The organism is Polaromonas sp. P1_F4 (assembly GCF_056405675.1).
In genome coordinates, this window is record NZ_JBFUBP010000002.1 from 404,994 (window position 1) to 419,275 (window position 14,282).

Sequence of the window (14,282 nt, forward strand, 5' to 3'; positions counted from 1 at the left end):
GTATGCAATTCATTCCACAGGCCTGGCGATACGATTTGACCCAGGACTGCACCCAATCCCTTTACCCACATGCCCTCCTTCTTTGCGGCCATTTCAGTCTACGCACCAGGGCTTCAACCGAGAAAAACTTCCATGCCTCTCCCACTCCAATCTGCGCTTCAATATCCGCTCCAGCTCCAGAAATTTGCAAAACACTCCCTGACCTTCGGGCCCAGCCCGATACAGCCGCTCAAGCGCCTGAGCGCCCACCTGGGCGGCAAGGTCGAGCTGTTTGCCAAGCGCGAAGACTGCAACAGCGGCCTGGCGTTCGGCGGCAACAAGACGCGCAAGATGGAATACCTGATCCCCGAGGCGCTAGAGCAGGGCTGCGACACGCTGGTGTCGATCGGTGGGATCCAGTCCAACCAGACGCGCCAGGTCGCGGCGGTGGCGGCGCACCTGGGCATGAAGTGCGTGCTGGTGCAGGAGAACTGGGTCAACTACTCCGACGCGGTGTATGACCGCGTGGGCAATATCGAGATGTCGCGCATCATGGGCGCCGACGTGCGCCTGGACGCGGCCGGTTTTGACATCGGCATCCGCCCGAGCTGGGAGCAGGCGATGGAAGACGTGCGCAAGAAGGGCGGCAAGCCCTTCCCGATTCCGGCGGGCTGTTCAGAGCACCCGTATGGCGGCCTGGGTTTTGTCGGCTTTGCCGAAGAAGTGCGCGCGCAGGAGGCCGAGCTGGGCTTCAAGTTTGATTACATCGTGGTGTGCTCCGTCACCGGCAGCACGCAGGCCGGCATGGTGGTGGGCTTTGCGGCAGACGGCCGCGCCGACCGCGTGATCGGCATCGATGCGTCGGCCAAGCCCGCCCAAACCCACGCGCAGATTGTGCGCATTGCGCAGAACACCGCCAAGCTGGTAGAGCTGGGCCGCCCCATCACCGAAAAGGACGTCGTGCTCGACACCCGCTACGGCGGCCCCGAATACGGCCTGCCGTCCGAAGGCACGCTGGAAGCGATACGCCTGTGCGCCCGCCAGGAGGGCATGCTGACCGACCCGGTGTACGAAGGCAAATCGATGCAGGGCATGATCGACATGGTGCGGCGCGGCGAGTTTCCGGCCGGCTCCCGCGTGCTGTATGCACACCTGGGCGGCGTGCCGGCGCTCAATGCCTACAGCTTCCTGTTCCGCAACGGTTGAACATGGAACGGCCTGCAGCACTGACCGTGGCGCTGGCAACGCGGCTGGTGGAAGCCTTGCGCGCGGTGCCCCTTGATGCTGAAGCACCCGAGAGCGCCGGCATGCCCCTGCTGCGCGCGGCACTGAATGACCGAGCCGTGCACACCGTGGTGCTGGCCATCAGCAAAAACGGGCCGGTTGCCAGCCTGGTGCAGGTGATACGGCAGCCGGACACGCTGCATCAATGGGTGGAGCTGGCCTGCATCTGAGCGTGAGTATCGGAGTTTTGCTATCAATTAAATAGCTGCCAGCGCCCGACGTTATTGGGTTACTGGCCTTTTTTATGCCTGAAAAGTGGGCTCCGGGGCCTTCGCACACCCAAAATCGCCTCGAAAAGCCCGTTTTTTATGCATGAAAATCAGTTGCAGCTCAATGAATACGGGCGCAAGCAGCTATATTTTTAATAGCAAACTGCAGCCAGCAAACCGCTAGATTCGGTCCTTCCAGCGCGTCATCTCCCATGACGGCAGGCCGCGAAGGTCGCCGACCTTCGCGCTCTGGAACTCCCCGATGGCGGGTTTGGCGCCCAGCCGCTCGTAAGCCTGCTTGGCCAGCGGCGCGGTTTGCACAAACACGCTTTTGACCTGTGCCCAGCTCAACGGCTGCGGGATGATTTTTGCGCCGGCAATCATTTTGGAGGTGGCAAACAAGGCCAGCGCGTCGCCTTCGGTGGACCAGGCCCAGCCGCGGCGGAACACGACTTCATCGCGAACCACCCTGGCGCCATCCGCCGGCGACAGCCCCCAGTAGGACTTGACCAGTTGCGAGACGGCCTCGGGGTCGGCCTGGCTGAGCGCGCTCACGGCTTCCTGCTGCGCCAGCAGAAAGGCCAGCACCAGGTTGGGATGCTTTTCAACGAGGTCGTGGTGCACGATGCGGAAGGACCGGTGCAGGTAATAGCCGTCGGGGTAAAAGGGTGAGTTCTTCACCGAGGGCAGCAAAATTCCGGCGCCCTTGCCGGCGGGGCCGTCGTACTGGGCTTCGGTATAGCCGTAGGAGTTCATCACGGCGACCGTGCCCGTGGACTGCGCTTTCAGGAAGGCCGGGTACACGGCGAGCGTGGCGTCCACGCCGCTGGGCACCTGCGCCGCTTCGGGCAAGGTGGGCAGGTGCACCATGCGGATGCCGTGCGCGGCCGGATCGGGGTTGCCCAGCTCATAGCGCAGGATTTGCGTGAACGCGTTGTACGGGTCTGCGCCCACCAGCGTGCCGACCGTCTTTCCCTTGAGGTCCTGCACGTTGCGGATGGGCGAGTCCTTGCGCGTGCACAGCAAAAAGCGCAGCCGCCCTTCCGCCACCGACACCAGGCTGAACGGAAGCTTCGCGACAATGGCGCGCAGCGTCGGCGTGTTGCCCCACATTGCCATGTCGAGCTGGCCGGCGGCCAGGGCCTCGACCTGCGGGGCCGCTGCGGGGTAGGCGCGGTAATCCATGGTGAGGTCGTAGCCAAATTCCGCCGCGTGTTTTTCGATCAGCCTTTTATTGATCATGTGCTGCGTGATCGGCGAGTTGCCCGCTGCCCACGGAACCCAGCCATAGGACATGGTGAACGGCTTGCCAGCCTGCGCGCGGGCAAGCTGCGCAACGCCCACCGTCGCTGCGCCGGCCAGGCCGGCGCCCTGGCGCAGCCAGTGCCTGCGCGTCAACATTGATCTGCCGGCCATAAAGACCCCTCTTTCACATGAAGAACAGCCACGCGGACCCGACGGCGCAAACCTGCAGCTCATGCGGCCGGCAGGCTCACCCCCTCAGGTTTCGCATGGTGTTCGTGGTCTATTCTTTCCAGGAGCTCATACACCTCGCAGGGCTCATCCTTCGGGCCCAGCGGCACTGTGGCCACCAGCCTGAAACGGAAAAACCGCGCGGCCGCAAGCGCCACCGCGCGGCTGGCGGCGATGTTCACGCCCAGCGCATTGGCCTGCCGTGCCAGCGCCCGGGCCCGGTCCAGCGGTGCGCCCACTGCGGTAAAGGTCAGGTGGTCCCAGGTACCGAAGTTGCCGACTGTGGCATTGCCAAAATCCAGGCCGAAGCGCGGCGGCTTCACCGGCACGTCCAGGCCTTCGGCCAGCGCCCGCATGGAGTCCACCGCGCGCAGGGCCGCCTCGCAGGCGTAGCCCGCCGGGTTGGACACATTGAGCGGTGTGTTCCACAGCGCGACGGCGGTGCAGCTTTCATAGCGGTCCATCATGCCCTTGCCCTGCGCCACTTCCACCGCCAGGATCTGCAGGTAATGGTCGGCATGCGGCGACCAGGTCATGGCCGTGGCGTGGTCGTCGTCCAGCGCGGCGCACAGCACGGCCAGCTCGCGTTGCTCGACGCCGGCCTGCGGCGTCAGGCGGTTGGCAATGAAATGCTGCACCAGCGGCCGCGGCACGTAACGCGAAAATCCCTGCAACGCGATGCGTGCCAGCGCCAGCGATTCCTGCAGGCGGCGCACCTCGGCGATGTCGCTGTCCTGGGGAATGTCGCTGTCGAATTCAAATTGCCGGATGTGCCTGGCCGAGCGCACCAGGTTTTTCAGGGGCCTGGCCAGCCGGTTGGCCATCCAGAACAGCATGGGCATCAGCAGCACCAGCCCGGCCACGCCCACCCCCAGCAGCATCCACCGCATACGCCGCACCTGCGCCAGCAGCAGGTTCTGGTCAGACACGAGGGCCACATAGGCCTTGCGGCTGAATACGCCTTCGATCGGCACCACCACTGCGGCAAAACGCTGGCCGTCGGCGCCGTCGACCGAATGAATCGGCGTATCTTTCAGAGAGGCCTGCGTCATCAGCGGCGGTAACGCGGCATACAGGGGGTCATCCAGCGCGGCAAGGCTCACGGGCCGGCCGGACGCCAGCAAACGGCGAAGGCGGTCCGCATCGGACCAGCCCCAGACGCGGCCCTGCTCATCAAAAAGGATCAGCTCGGCATGGCTCTCCTGGCTGCGCGCACGCAGAAAATCCGAGAGGCCCGCGACCGTGAACGTTACCGCCGCGACGCCACCCTTCGGCCCGCTGAGCGGCCGCGACAACGCCATACCGAACTCCGCCGGAAGCTGCAGCATAAAAGGATCGGTGGCCTGGAAGGTGCCCAGGTTCAACTCGCTCACCCCCTCGTACCAGGGTCTGCTGCGGGGGTCGTAGCGGTTGCCCCAGGGACGCCGTTCGCTGGCGATGGCTGTCATCTGCTGGTCGTAAAAAACCCATTCCTCCACCCGCTTTTCGTGTTCGTCGACCCGGATGATCTGCTCGGCGTAGCGGGCTTCCGGCAGCGATTTGGCCCAGGCCCGGTCGCGTTCGGTGCGCAGCACCATGCTTTGCAGGTAACTGCCGTCCGGGTAACCGAACACCAGCGAGGCGATCTGGGGATAGCGGTTTTGCATCGACATCTGCATGCGCTGCACTGAAATGTCGTTCTCGCCTTCGAGGCCGGCGTGCGGGTCATTGGTGGTGGCTTCCAGCCAGGCGCGGGCCGGTTCCTGAAAGCGCAGCAGCTGCTCCTGCGTGCGGCGGCCCAGTTGCTCCAGCTCGCGCTGCGCGCCGTCCAGCACGATGCGGCTTGCGGCCAGCTCGGCCAGTACCATGAGCGCCACAACAAGCACCGTGCCCAGCGCGGCGTAGGTCCAGAACAGGTGGGAGCGAATCGACCTGGCGTGAAAAGTCAGCAACTTCAACTTTTTCAAGCGTGTCCCCCTGCTGTGCTTGTTTGACCGCAAGATACGCTGCAGTAATACCTTTGACAAGGCGGTTGCTACTGCCCTGCGAGGTATCTTTTCGCCTTCCACATTTTGTGACGTTTGTCAGGATTTTCCGTGTGACGACCGACAGAGGGAGCGTCATCAGAAATGCAAATTTTTGGGCGCCCGTATGGACACAGATGGTGACATCGGCGCGGCCTGTTTGCGACATGTACTGCTGGAGTACATACCCCGGGCTATAACGGAAGCGCTACATGCAAGCGGCCGCCTTGCCGATTTGTCGATTGCCGCTTTTGCTTTGTATTGCACTGTATCGAGAGGCCTGTGCGCTCAGCTGCCCTCAGTGGGGGCGCGGAAAGCCTACGCCCGCTTCTTGAACAGCGCCGAAGCCCCGCTGGCTGCCCGGATCTCATCGGCCGTTGCCCGCAATGCCTCGGACAACTCCTCCATCCTGCCTTCCGTCAATCGCACCAGCGGCCCCGCAATCGTGACCACACCGATCGCGCCCGAGGGCGACAGCACGGGCGCTGCCATCGCAGACATGGAGGGTGCGAACACTTCGCTGATGGTGCTGAAGCCGCGCTTGCGTGCCGCGTGCACAAAACCGAGCAGCGCCTTCACGGTCGTGGGGGCCTTGGGCCCGAAATCTTTGGGTGGGCCAAAGCCCTGTTTGGCCACAAGGCGCAATGCTTCTTCATCGCTCATGGTGGAAAGCCAGGCATGCCCCGCCGCGCTGCAAGACAGGCGAACCGACAGGCCCATGTCGGGGTCGTAGCGCAGGCCACGGCGCGCACCCTGCGCTTTGGCGACGAAGGTCAGGTCGTCGCCATCAACAACGGCCAGGCGCACCAGTTCGCCGGATTCTTCGGCCAGATGGTCGAGCAGGGGCTGGGCGACATCGACGATGCCTGAAGCGCTCAAAAACCCCAGGCCCAGCGAGACCAGCTTGATGGTGAGCACGTATTCGCCCTGCTCGCGCACCTGGCGCACATAACCGCAGCGGCACAGCTCTGCCAGCAGGCGGTGGGTAGCGCTGAGCGGCATGTCCAGGCTGGCTGCAATCATGGACACGGTTTGGCCTTCGGGGTGCGCGGCCAGTTGCTCCAGGGTGTTGAAGCTTCTTTCGAGAAGGGTGCTCATGCGGTTGATTCTCTGGTTTGCCGTTTGCCGATCTGCCGACATTTAGCCATGGCTTTGAAACCGGTTTGCAGGCCAAATGATAATGGTTTTCCATTATGGAAAGACTTTCCACTTTATCGCATGATTCGCCGGTCTGGGGTGTGATCTGGCCGAACAGCCTTGCCCCCGCCCCTTTGCCCTCCCCCTCTTTCTCCGCAATAAAAGGACATCCAGATGCAGTTCAATCGCAGGTCACTGACCCTGGCAGCCGCGCTGCTGGCGCTTTCATCCGCGCCGGCGTTGGCCCAGGACATCCAGGAGCGCACCATCAAGTTCGGCCACCTCAACAATGCCGACCACCCGGTAAGTTTTGGCGTCAAGCGTTTCAGTGAACTGCTGGCAGCCAAGAGCGGCGGCAAGATGAAGGTGCAGGAATTTCCGGCTTCAACGCTGGGCAATGAGCTGCAGCAACAGTCGGCCCTGCAAGGCGGTGTGCAGGAGATGTCGGCACCGGCCACCACCTCTCTGGCGGGCATCGTCAAGGAATTCGGGCTGGTCGATTTTCCTTTTTCGGTCGCAAACTTTGCCCAGGCCGACGCGCTTCTTGACGGCCCGCTGGGCCAGGCGCTCATCGCAAAACTTCCGGAGAAGGGACTGATCGCACTGGGTTATTGGGACCTGGGCTTTCGCAATGTCACCAACAGCAAACGCCCCATCACCAGGCCGGAAGACCTGGACGGCCTGAAGATCCGTGTGATTCCCAACCCGGTGTTCCTGGAGACCTTCAAGGCCTTCAAGGCCAACCCGGTGCCCATGCCGTTCGCCGAGCTCTACGGCGCCCTGGAATCCAAAGCCGTCGACGGCCAGGAAAATCCTTTTGCCGTGATCCAGTCCAACAAGTTCTACGAAATCCAGAAGTACGTCAGCGCCACCAACCATGTGTATGCAGCCAATATCGTGCTGGTGAGCAAACGCTTTTGGGACAAGCTCTCACCGGTCGAGAAAAAGATCATGAACGATGCGGCCGCCGAAACGCGCGACTACCAGCGCCAGGTCAGCCGCGCCGCGGCGCAAAAGGCCGTGGGCGAGCTGCAGGCCAGGGGCATGCAATACAACGAGCTGAGCCCGGCCGAGCAGGGCCGCATGCGGCAAGTGGCCAAACCAGTCGTTGAACGGTTCATGAGCGCTTACGACCCGGCTCTCGTGAAGCTCTACACCACCGAACTCGCGCGCATCCGCAAATAAGCCAGGCAGCCCATCATGAAAATTCTTGTCCTGCACGGGCCCAACCTCAACCTTTTCGGGCGCCGTGAACCGCATATTTACGGAACGACCACCCTGGCGGAAATCAACGCCAGCCTGCAATCGCTGGCCGCCGAGCTTGGGGTTGAACTGGAGATATTCCAGTCCAACCACGAAGGTGCGCTGATCGATAAATTTCACGAGAACATCGACAGCGCGCAGGGCGCCCTGCTGAACCCTGCAGGCCTGACACAGCACGGCGTACCGCTGCATGACGCGATCAAGGCCATGCCCTTCCCGGTGCTGGAGATTCATATGAGCAACATCGCCGCGCGCGAAGCGTGGCGCAGCCACTCCATCATTTCGCCCGCGGTAAAGGCGATCATCCAGGGCCTTGGCTGGCGGTCTTATACCGCCGGCTTGCGGGCACTGGTTGAAACGCTGAAGGATGTGAAGGCGGGCTGACTGGCAAGCGGGGCGGTTGCCGATCGCAGCAGTGGTGCTGGGTCGAGGTCCGCGGTGAGTAGTTTGCGCAGAGGCTACAACCGCGGCTGGACAAGCCAGATCCACAAGGCCACGGCGAATCCGATCCAGACCAGCACGATCACGACCGCAGCAACCCGGCTGCGCGGCTTTGAGCCCTGCGTCTTCACCCACTCATCGGCCCGTTTACGGCAATCGGCGAGCACCTCTGGGGGCAAGAGCCTGATGGTCAACCAAATCAGCCCCGGGAGCAGCAAGGCATCGTCCAGATATCCAAGCACCGGGATGAAATCGGGGATAAGGTCGATGGGGCTCAGCGCATAGCCCACGACGAAGAGCCCAAGCGCCTTGGCATACCAGGGTGTTGCCGGGTGCTTGCCGGCGAACCAGAGCGTCAATCCATCGCGCTTGATCCGCCTGGCCCAATTGTCGAGTTTGCCGCGCACTGTCATGCGCACAAGCATGCCACAGCGATTGGAATGATCACATCGATTGCAACGATCCGTCGGTTTGCTGACTGTCGTTTACCAGGGTACGTCGAGTGTCTGTGAAGAAATGTTGAGTTTTGCGAGCCGGTCCGTGTATGCCCTACCTGTCAGTTCTGACAGGGGGATGAGGGTTGTGAACGGAGCGATTTGAAAAGTCACAGGCTTTGGGAATTTCCAAAAAACCCGATGCTCATTCGCGAGTTTGTAAGGCGTAATAGGTATCGACGACCAGACAAGAGCAGTCATCGCCACACAAGGTTTGTCAGAACTGGTCAGCACTGGCAAACGCCAGCCGTATTGGCGAAAGGCTGTCCGGCTGGCCCGTGAGAAGAGGCAAACAATTCCTGGGGGAATCACCGCACCTCGAATGCAATTCACACATTCTGCTTACAGAAGTTTGAAGCTGGAATTCAGTGAATAGTTGCGTCAGCCTTCAGTGCAGTTCAGCAGCCAGGTCAATCAAGAATTTTCGGTACTAATTGCTCCTGCAATTGGAGGATGTGAGGGGGTGGCAATTCTCTTATGTTTGCGCTTCCAGGCACTCGGTTTCTTCTTGCTTCCTCGCGAAAGCAGGCAGAAGCCCCTGAAGTAGCCGCAATAAAACGGGGGATGTTGATGAGTGCAAGATTCGGCTTCCAGTTGCTGGGATCTTCGGAATCCCTGGCGAAAGTGCGCACGCAGATCGAGCGTGTCGCCAGAGTTGATGCGGCGGTTCTCGTCGAGGGTGAGACAGGCACCGGAAAGGAAATGGTGGCACGGGCCATTCACTACGGCAGCAAGAGGGCCGACCGCGCTTTTGTTCCGGTCAATTGCGGGGCGCTGGCCGAAACCCTGGTTGAAAGTGAGCTCTTCGGCCACGAGCGTGGGGCTTTCACTGACGCAAAAGTTGCCTCGCTCGGCCTTGTCAGCGAAGCCGGCGGCGGCACACTTTTCCTTGACGAGGTCGACGCGCTCAGCCTCAAGGCCCAAGCCGCATTGCTGCGCTTTCTGCAAGACGGCAGTTACCGCCGCGTCGGCGGGAGTTCGACCAAACAGTCTGACGTTCGTATCGTCGTGGCCAGCAACGCCAACCTCAACGAGCTTGCCGAAGCACGCCGTTTTCGCAAGGACTTGTTGTATCGCATCAACGTGTTATCAGTCTATCTGCCAACGTTGCGCGAGCGCGGCGATGACGGGATCGAACTCGCCAGGATTTTCCTGACGCGGCTCGGCCACCATCACGGAAGGCCGCAGGTCCGCCTGACGCCCGCATCTATCGCATTCATCCAGAGCTACACGTGGCCCGGTAATGTGCGTGAGCTCGAAAATGTTGTCCAGCGGGCTTTCTTGCTCTGCGACAGCAACGAAGTCGATATCAGCCAGGCAATGTCCCAGCCCCGCGGCGAGCGTTCCGCTGCCGCCGAACCGGCGGTCTTTCGCACAGCCAAGCAGCAGGCCGTCAAGGAGTTCGAGCGGCTGTATGTGAGCCGCTTGCTGATGCAAACCAACGGCAACCTGACTCAGGCGGCACTGATCGCGGGACAGGATCGCAGCGCTTTCGGACGGCTGGTGCGCAAACACAGCCTGAGCCCCAGCCGGGCCCAGGCCCCCATCGCTGCCCACACCGGTGAAGCCTGAGTCCGAGCGTGCTTGCGAAGTACGGACTTGTCCTGTTGACCCTGGTATTCGGCATGGTGGCCTTCGCCGCCGGGTTGCTTGCGCCTTCCTCATTCAAGGAAGGTGTGGCAAAAATAGCGCAACAAATCGGAGCAAAAATCCCGGGCCGCGCCGATCCCGGTACACCGGCGGCTTCTGCACCCGCCGCAACATCTGGCAGCACACCGGGCGCCGGTGCCGCTTCTGCAGCCGCTGCGGCCCCGGCAAGCGCGCCGGCCGTTGCGGCATCGTCACCCCTGCCAGCGGCCAGCCTGATATTGCCGACAGTGGCCACGGCTTCTCCCAGCTTCGCGCTGCAGGCGGCGCAGTTTTCGACGGCGCAGCCCGCCAGCCAGTTGGCTTCGTCAATACAGGCACAAGGTGTCACCAGCACGGTCGTGCTGATGGGCGAGCCCGAGGGCGGTTCATGGTCAGTGGTCACCGTCGGGCGTTTTGGCAGCGCGGACGAGGCGCTGTCGCAACGCAACTACCTATCGCTCAAGCTCGGGCTGCCACCCAATATGGGCACCATCGCATTGCCGCCCCCACCCAAATAACAACTCAGCGCAGCAAGTGCGCTTGCGGGTGCCGCTGCTGTTTGTTAACCCAACCGGCCTGGCCGTAGGTGTCGACATAGCAGACCGCGAGCTGCGCCATGCCCAACGAGCAAAAGTAGACATACAGATTCGCATCCTGCTTCGGGGCCATGTACCAAAGCCAGGGACGGGTGGCCAGGCCCCAACTGCTAACCCGGTGCACGAGCAGGTCGGCTTGACCGAGGTCACTGACGAGCGCGACACGGATGTCGGCGTCACCCATCGTGGGGGATTCATAGATGCGCGGCATGTATTTCTTTGTGGTCGGGGTTTTCCTGCCGCCGCCGGCGAGCGGTCTGCCGGATCGGGGTCATTTGTTTTTCAGACCGCCGGCGACTTCGGCACGGCACTTCACACAATACTCCATCGCGTGACCCGCACTGACCTCGCTGGTGGCGTGGTGGTGCACATTGGTCAGCGCGCCGTGCTGCTCGATGTCGTTCCAGGCCATGAACGACGACTCCTTCGCCGCGTACTCGTGCCAGCTGTCCATGCCGGTCATGCTTTTGGCAAGGCCGTCGAGCGTAGCCTGGCGTTGCTGCATGAGCGTGCCGTGTTCCGCAATGCGGGTTGCCTCGGCCGCCTGGTACTTGCTCATGAGCAGGTTCTTGCGCGCATTTTTGGTGTTGGCGCCGAAGGTCGGTGCAGCTGCCGGCACGTAAGCCGGTACGGCTGGTACCAGCCCGGCCGTGAACGCGTCGAGGTGTGCCGCCGCATGAGTGTTGCCGCGCTGGTTCAGCTCCTGGTGTGCGGCGATAAGGCTGTGCCCTTCGGCGCAGGAAAGCCCGCGTTTGTCCTCAGCCGGAGTCTGCTGGACATGCCGGTCCATGAGTTTTTGTGCAAGCGGATGGGCCGCGTGGTTGGCCTTCATATAGGCCACGCGGGCCTGGTATTTCGGTACGCCGGCGCCTCCATGCGGGACCGGTGTTTTGGCCCAGGCGGTGTTTTTTCCAGTCACAGACAGCGAAGCATCACCGCCCGTCAGGCGCCCTCCGCCAGGCGCTGTGACCGTCATCGTCGCATGCACGAGGTCTCGCGGTGGGGTTGCGGTAGCCGACGGCACGGCGCGCGTCGCCTTCGGGCCCGATTGCGCTGCGACCGGCTTGGAAAGCGCCTGAGGCGCGGGTTGTCGTTTGGATGCCATGGTTTACTCCTTTGAAAGCCTGGGGATGGCAGGTGCCAGAACGCTGAAACAGCATTGACAGCCCGGCGAATGCGCGTATTTCATGAGCGATCCACGCGGAACGGCTCTGATACGTATTGAGTGATGTCGCGCGCGCTCCCGCTGGCGGGGGGAGCTTTGGAGGCTTTCCCGCCAATCTGTGAACCGTCATAGCCGCCGCCGGCAACCGCATTTCCGGCTTCCAGCGCGGTACTCCTGCGCGGCGAGCTGGGCTGAGCAGGATCAAGCGTGCGCGTCCCGCCGACGCTGATTGCCAGCGCCTGGAGGTGTCGCCGCACGACGGCTTTTTCTGCCGGTTTGAGTGCACCGTGGACCTGGGCGAGGCGCTCCTTGGCCTGGTTACGATCATCTTCCCAGGTTCCAAGCGCGCGCTTATCCTTGAGTTTTTCTGCTCCCTCTGCCCGGCTGGCCAGCGCGCCGGGAGCCATTGTCAAAACCGCGGCGGCCGCGGCAGTCACCGCCATGGCGGCGGGCGTCATCTCCGTGTCCTGCAACGCGGCCATTGAGGCCGCCCGCAACACATCATGCGCGGCAGCCTGACCGGTGCTGCGGACCCCGGAACCGCTGTGCCCGGCAACGGAACCGCCCGGTCCACTCAAAATAGTACGAGCGGTATCTGTTCTCGCACCGTCACCCGCCTCCATCATTGGTCTTACATTGCTTTCCGGGAAGGTAACTTGAGAAAAATCTTTCCAGGAGGCTTCTTCCATGGCCGGCATGGCTGACATGCCCTTGGCATGTTTCACCCGCTTTTGCAACTTGGGAGTCATGTCAGTCACGACGAACGCCTCGTGATAGCCGCTGCTGATCCCGTGGCTCGTCGGGTTGGAAGCGTAACGGAAGGCTCCTTTGGGAAACGCCTTCGATCCGACGACCATATCTACCACCTGGGGACGAAAGCCCCCCTTGGCCTGCATTGGTGTCAGCGTGCGATCTTGCGAGGCCTTATAGGCCATAACATTGCCAAGCCATTGGTCGGTGCCCTGACGCCAGCTCTTTTTAGTGGGCATACCCATGAGCGCCAGGTCGCCAAGCTTGCGGGGTTTTGCCTTGCCGACCCTCTGGATCGCCGCCAGTTTCGCCACCTTTGCAGCCTTTGCCTTTTGGGGGGAAGGCGGGCCCGGCAGATCGGGCAAGGTCTTTCTGGACTTCGTCAGTTTGGTCGGCTTAGGCATCAGGCACTCCCCGCGGTCAGGGCAGCGGACCTGACACCGCAGGCCCAGCTGTCGAGCTGCCGGCGATCACAACGGCTTGAAGCCCGTGTAATGGCCCTTCTTCCTGAGATCAAACTTCATAAGTGACGGGCCCCCAATCTGCTGGCTGCCCGTGATCTTGCCCTGGCTCACTGTCGTGTGATGCACCTGATCGGTGTACTCGTGGAGCACATCGTTCTCGATGAAGGACTTATGAAGCGAATCTTTGGTTGAAACACCCGATGTATTGGCCGGAATTTTGTTGCCTGCTGCCAGCCGCCTCTGCGTCAGCTGCAAGGCATTCATCACCCCGCCGGGCCCTCCCACCGGAGTCATATGCTTGGTCAACGCGTTGACCATTGCCCGGATCCTGTCGCAACCCGTCAAACCCACGAAGCCCAAACCCTCTTTAAGCAATCTTTGTTTTGCCATGTTGCACTCCTTAAAAAAATTAAACCATTCGCTGATGACTGACCGAGACCCAAAGCCCGCTTACACCCATCCTCATGAGGCTCATGACACTTCAGGCGGATACGCTGCCATCAGGATTTTTTTGGCCCCTTACCTTCAGCTTTAGTGCTCATTTTTTTGTACATGTCGGCAAGTGCCGCGCGCCGCTCGGTGACAACGCCCACAAGATGGCTTTCATGCGTCGAATCGATATGACCGGTGTTCTTGAGACGCTTTAGCATGTCGAGCTGTCTGTCCATGCCCCACTCCGCGTCCGGTCTCGGCACCACGCCCTTCTGCGATGGCTTGTCGAAGGGCCGCGGATCATGGAGTGTCGGTTTTCCGAAGAGAGTCGATTCCGTCGTCGTCGCACCGAGCTCGGCTTGGATCGCTGCCGCATAGTGATCCTGCGTTGTTTGCATCCTGCCCGCGAATGGCACCATTCCGTGGTGCGCTTGCAGCAGATATGCGCGAAAGTGCTGGGCAGCTTTGCTACTGCCGGTGGTGAGCTTGCGGCGGTGCTGGGTTTCATTCATCGCCGCTGCAGGCAGCCGCTTGCTCAGTGCCGCCCCACCACCGCTCTTTCTCGAACTGCCCACAGGCTGATGCAGTGAATCTGGAGTCATGTGGTCGACCTCGACCGATGCGCCAGACGGTGTTCTTTTATAGGTTGATTGTTGCGCGTGGGTTCCGAGCACCTGCTTGACACGTTTGACCGGCGGAAACTGGCCGGGCACCGGGCCTAGCTGCTTCTTGGCGGCAAGGTCGGCGGGTTGGCGCCGGGATATCGTAGCCGGTGCTGCGGCGGCCCCGCCGCCAGACGCACTGGCCGCTGCGTTGCGCGCCAACTTCGCGGCGCGGAGCGCCATCGCAGACAGGCTGGACGCTGTTGCAGCCATTTTTCCCGCACCCGCTGCTGCAGCAGGCGGAGCCGCACGCGCCGCGTTGGTGAGGCCTGCGCGCCTCGCTGTAGTTGGCGCTGTGCGC

The 14,282-nt window shown here is 62.0% G+C and carries 15 protein-coding genes; 6 read left to right on the plus strand and 9 right to left on the minus strand.

Features of this window, described 5'->3' with window-relative positions:
* Positions 1–132 precede the first annotated feature (132 nt).
* Positions 133–1,185, plus strand: a complete 1,053-nt coding sequence (locus AC1DYQ_RS06920) for a 1-aminocyclopropane-1-carboxylate deaminase (protein WP_477686153.1) — start codon at positions 133–135, stop codon at positions 1,183–1,185.
* A gap of 2 nt (positions 1,186–1,187) precedes the next feature.
* Positions 1,188–1,433 carry a hypothetical protein gene (locus tag AC1DYQ_RS06925; RefSeq protein WP_477686154.1) on the plus strand — a complete coding sequence of 82 codons (246 nt, stop codon included), beginning with the start codon at positions 1,188–1,190 and terminating at the stop codon, positions 1,431–1,433.
* A 219-nt stretch (positions 1,434–1,652) separates the two neighbouring features.
* On the opposite strand, the gene AC1DYQ_RS06930 is transcribed toward AC1DYQ_RS06925, so the two are convergent.
* From AC1DYQ_RS06930 to AC1DYQ_RS06940, 3 genes are all read right to left on the minus strand, one after another.
* Entirely contained in the window at positions 1,653–2,888 is a 1,236-nt protein-coding gene (locus tag AC1DYQ_RS06930; protein WP_477686155.1) for an ABC transporter substrate-binding protein, read from the minus strand.
* Positions 2,889–2,947: 59 nt separating this feature from the next.
* Entirely contained in the window at positions 2,948–4,891 is a 1,944-nt protein-coding gene (locus AC1DYQ_RS06935; protein ID WP_477686156.1) for a hypothetical protein, read from the minus strand.
* Positions 4,892–5,266: 375 nt separating this feature from the next.
* Positions 5,267–6,046 carry an IclR family transcriptional regulator gene (locus AC1DYQ_RS06940; RefSeq protein ID WP_477686157.1) on the minus strand — a complete coding sequence of 260 codons (780 nt, stop codon included), beginning with the start codon at positions 6,044–6,046 and terminating at the stop codon, positions 5,267–5,269.
* A 213-nt stretch (positions 6,047–6,259) separates the two neighbouring features.
* Between AC1DYQ_RS06940 and AC1DYQ_RS06945 the strand changes: the two genes are divergently transcribed.
* Together AC1DYQ_RS06945 and AC1DYQ_RS06950 are read left to right on the plus strand one after the other, a co-directional pair.
* Complete coding sequence (locus AC1DYQ_RS06945) at positions 6,260–7,270, plus strand: TRAP transporter substrate-binding protein (protein ID WP_477686158.1); 1,011 nt, start codon at positions 6,260–6,262, stop codon at positions 7,268–7,270.
* A 15-nt stretch (positions 7,271–7,285) separates the two neighbouring features.
* A complete protein-coding gene (locus tag AC1DYQ_RS06950; RefSeq protein WP_477686159.1) occupies positions 7,286–7,732 on the plus strand; it encodes a type II 3-dehydroquinate dehydratase in 447 nt (148 codons plus the stop codon).
* Positions 7,733–7,806: 74 nt separating this feature from the next.
* Here the strand turns inward: AC1DYQ_RS06950 and AC1DYQ_RS06955 are convergent, their stop codons facing one another.
* On the minus strand, positions 7,807–8,202 hold the full coding sequence (locus tag AC1DYQ_RS06955) for a YkvA family protein (RefSeq protein WP_477686280.1): 396 nt from the start codon (positions 8,200–8,202) through the stop codon (positions 7,807–7,809).
* A gap of 651 nt (positions 8,203–8,853) precedes the next feature.
* Between AC1DYQ_RS06955 and AC1DYQ_RS06960 the strand changes: the two genes are divergently transcribed.
* Both AC1DYQ_RS06960 and AC1DYQ_RS06965 read left to right on the plus strand, forming a co-directional pair.
* Positions 8,854–9,855 carry a sigma 54-interacting transcriptional regulator gene (locus tag AC1DYQ_RS06960; RefSeq protein WP_477686160.1) on the plus strand — a complete coding sequence of 334 codons (1,002 nt, stop codon included), beginning with the start codon at positions 8,854–8,856 and terminating at the stop codon, positions 9,853–9,855.
* Between the two features lie 35 nt (positions 9,856–9,890).
* On the plus strand, positions 9,891–10,430 hold the full coding sequence (locus AC1DYQ_RS06965; RefSeq protein WP_477686161.1) for an SPOR domain-containing protein: 540 nt from the start codon (positions 9,891–9,893) through the stop codon (positions 10,428–10,430).
* A 4-nt stretch (positions 10,431–10,434) separates the two neighbouring features.
* On the opposite strand, the gene AC1DYQ_RS06970 is transcribed toward AC1DYQ_RS06965, so the two are convergent.
* The 5 genes from AC1DYQ_RS06970 to AC1DYQ_RS06990 all read right to left on the minus strand — a co-directional run bounded on the left by AC1DYQ_RS06970 (position 10,435) and on the right by AC1DYQ_RS06990 (position 14,194).
* Positions 10,435–10,719 (minus strand): 7(1) septoil knot domain-containing protein, encoded by a 285-nt coding sequence (locus AC1DYQ_RS06970; RefSeq protein ID WP_477686162.1) that lies wholly within the window; start codon positions 10,717–10,719, stop codon positions 10,435–10,437.
* A 60-nt stretch (positions 10,720–10,779) separates the two neighbouring features.
* Positions 10,780–11,613: a hypothetical protein gene (locus tag AC1DYQ_RS06975; protein ID WP_477686163.1), complete on the minus strand. Its 834-nt coding sequence runs from the start codon at positions 11,611–11,613 to the stop codon at positions 10,780–10,782.
* Between the two features lie 80 nt (positions 11,614–11,693).
* A complete protein-coding gene (locus AC1DYQ_RS06980; protein WP_477686164.1) occupies positions 11,694–12,827 on the minus strand; it encodes a hypothetical protein in 1,134 nt (377 codons plus the stop codon).
* 66 nt (positions 12,828–12,893) lie between these two features.
* Complete coding sequence (locus AC1DYQ_RS06985) at positions 12,894–13,277, minus strand: hypothetical protein (protein WP_477686165.1); 384 nt, start codon at positions 13,275–13,277, stop codon at positions 12,894–12,896.
* Between the two features lie 110 nt (positions 13,278–13,387).
* Positions 13,388–14,194 (minus strand): hypothetical protein, encoded by an 807-nt coding sequence (locus AC1DYQ_RS06990; RefSeq protein WP_477686166.1) that lies wholly within the window; start codon positions 14,192–14,194, stop codon positions 13,388–13,390.
* Between the last annotated feature and the right edge of the window lie 88 nt (positions 14,195–14,282).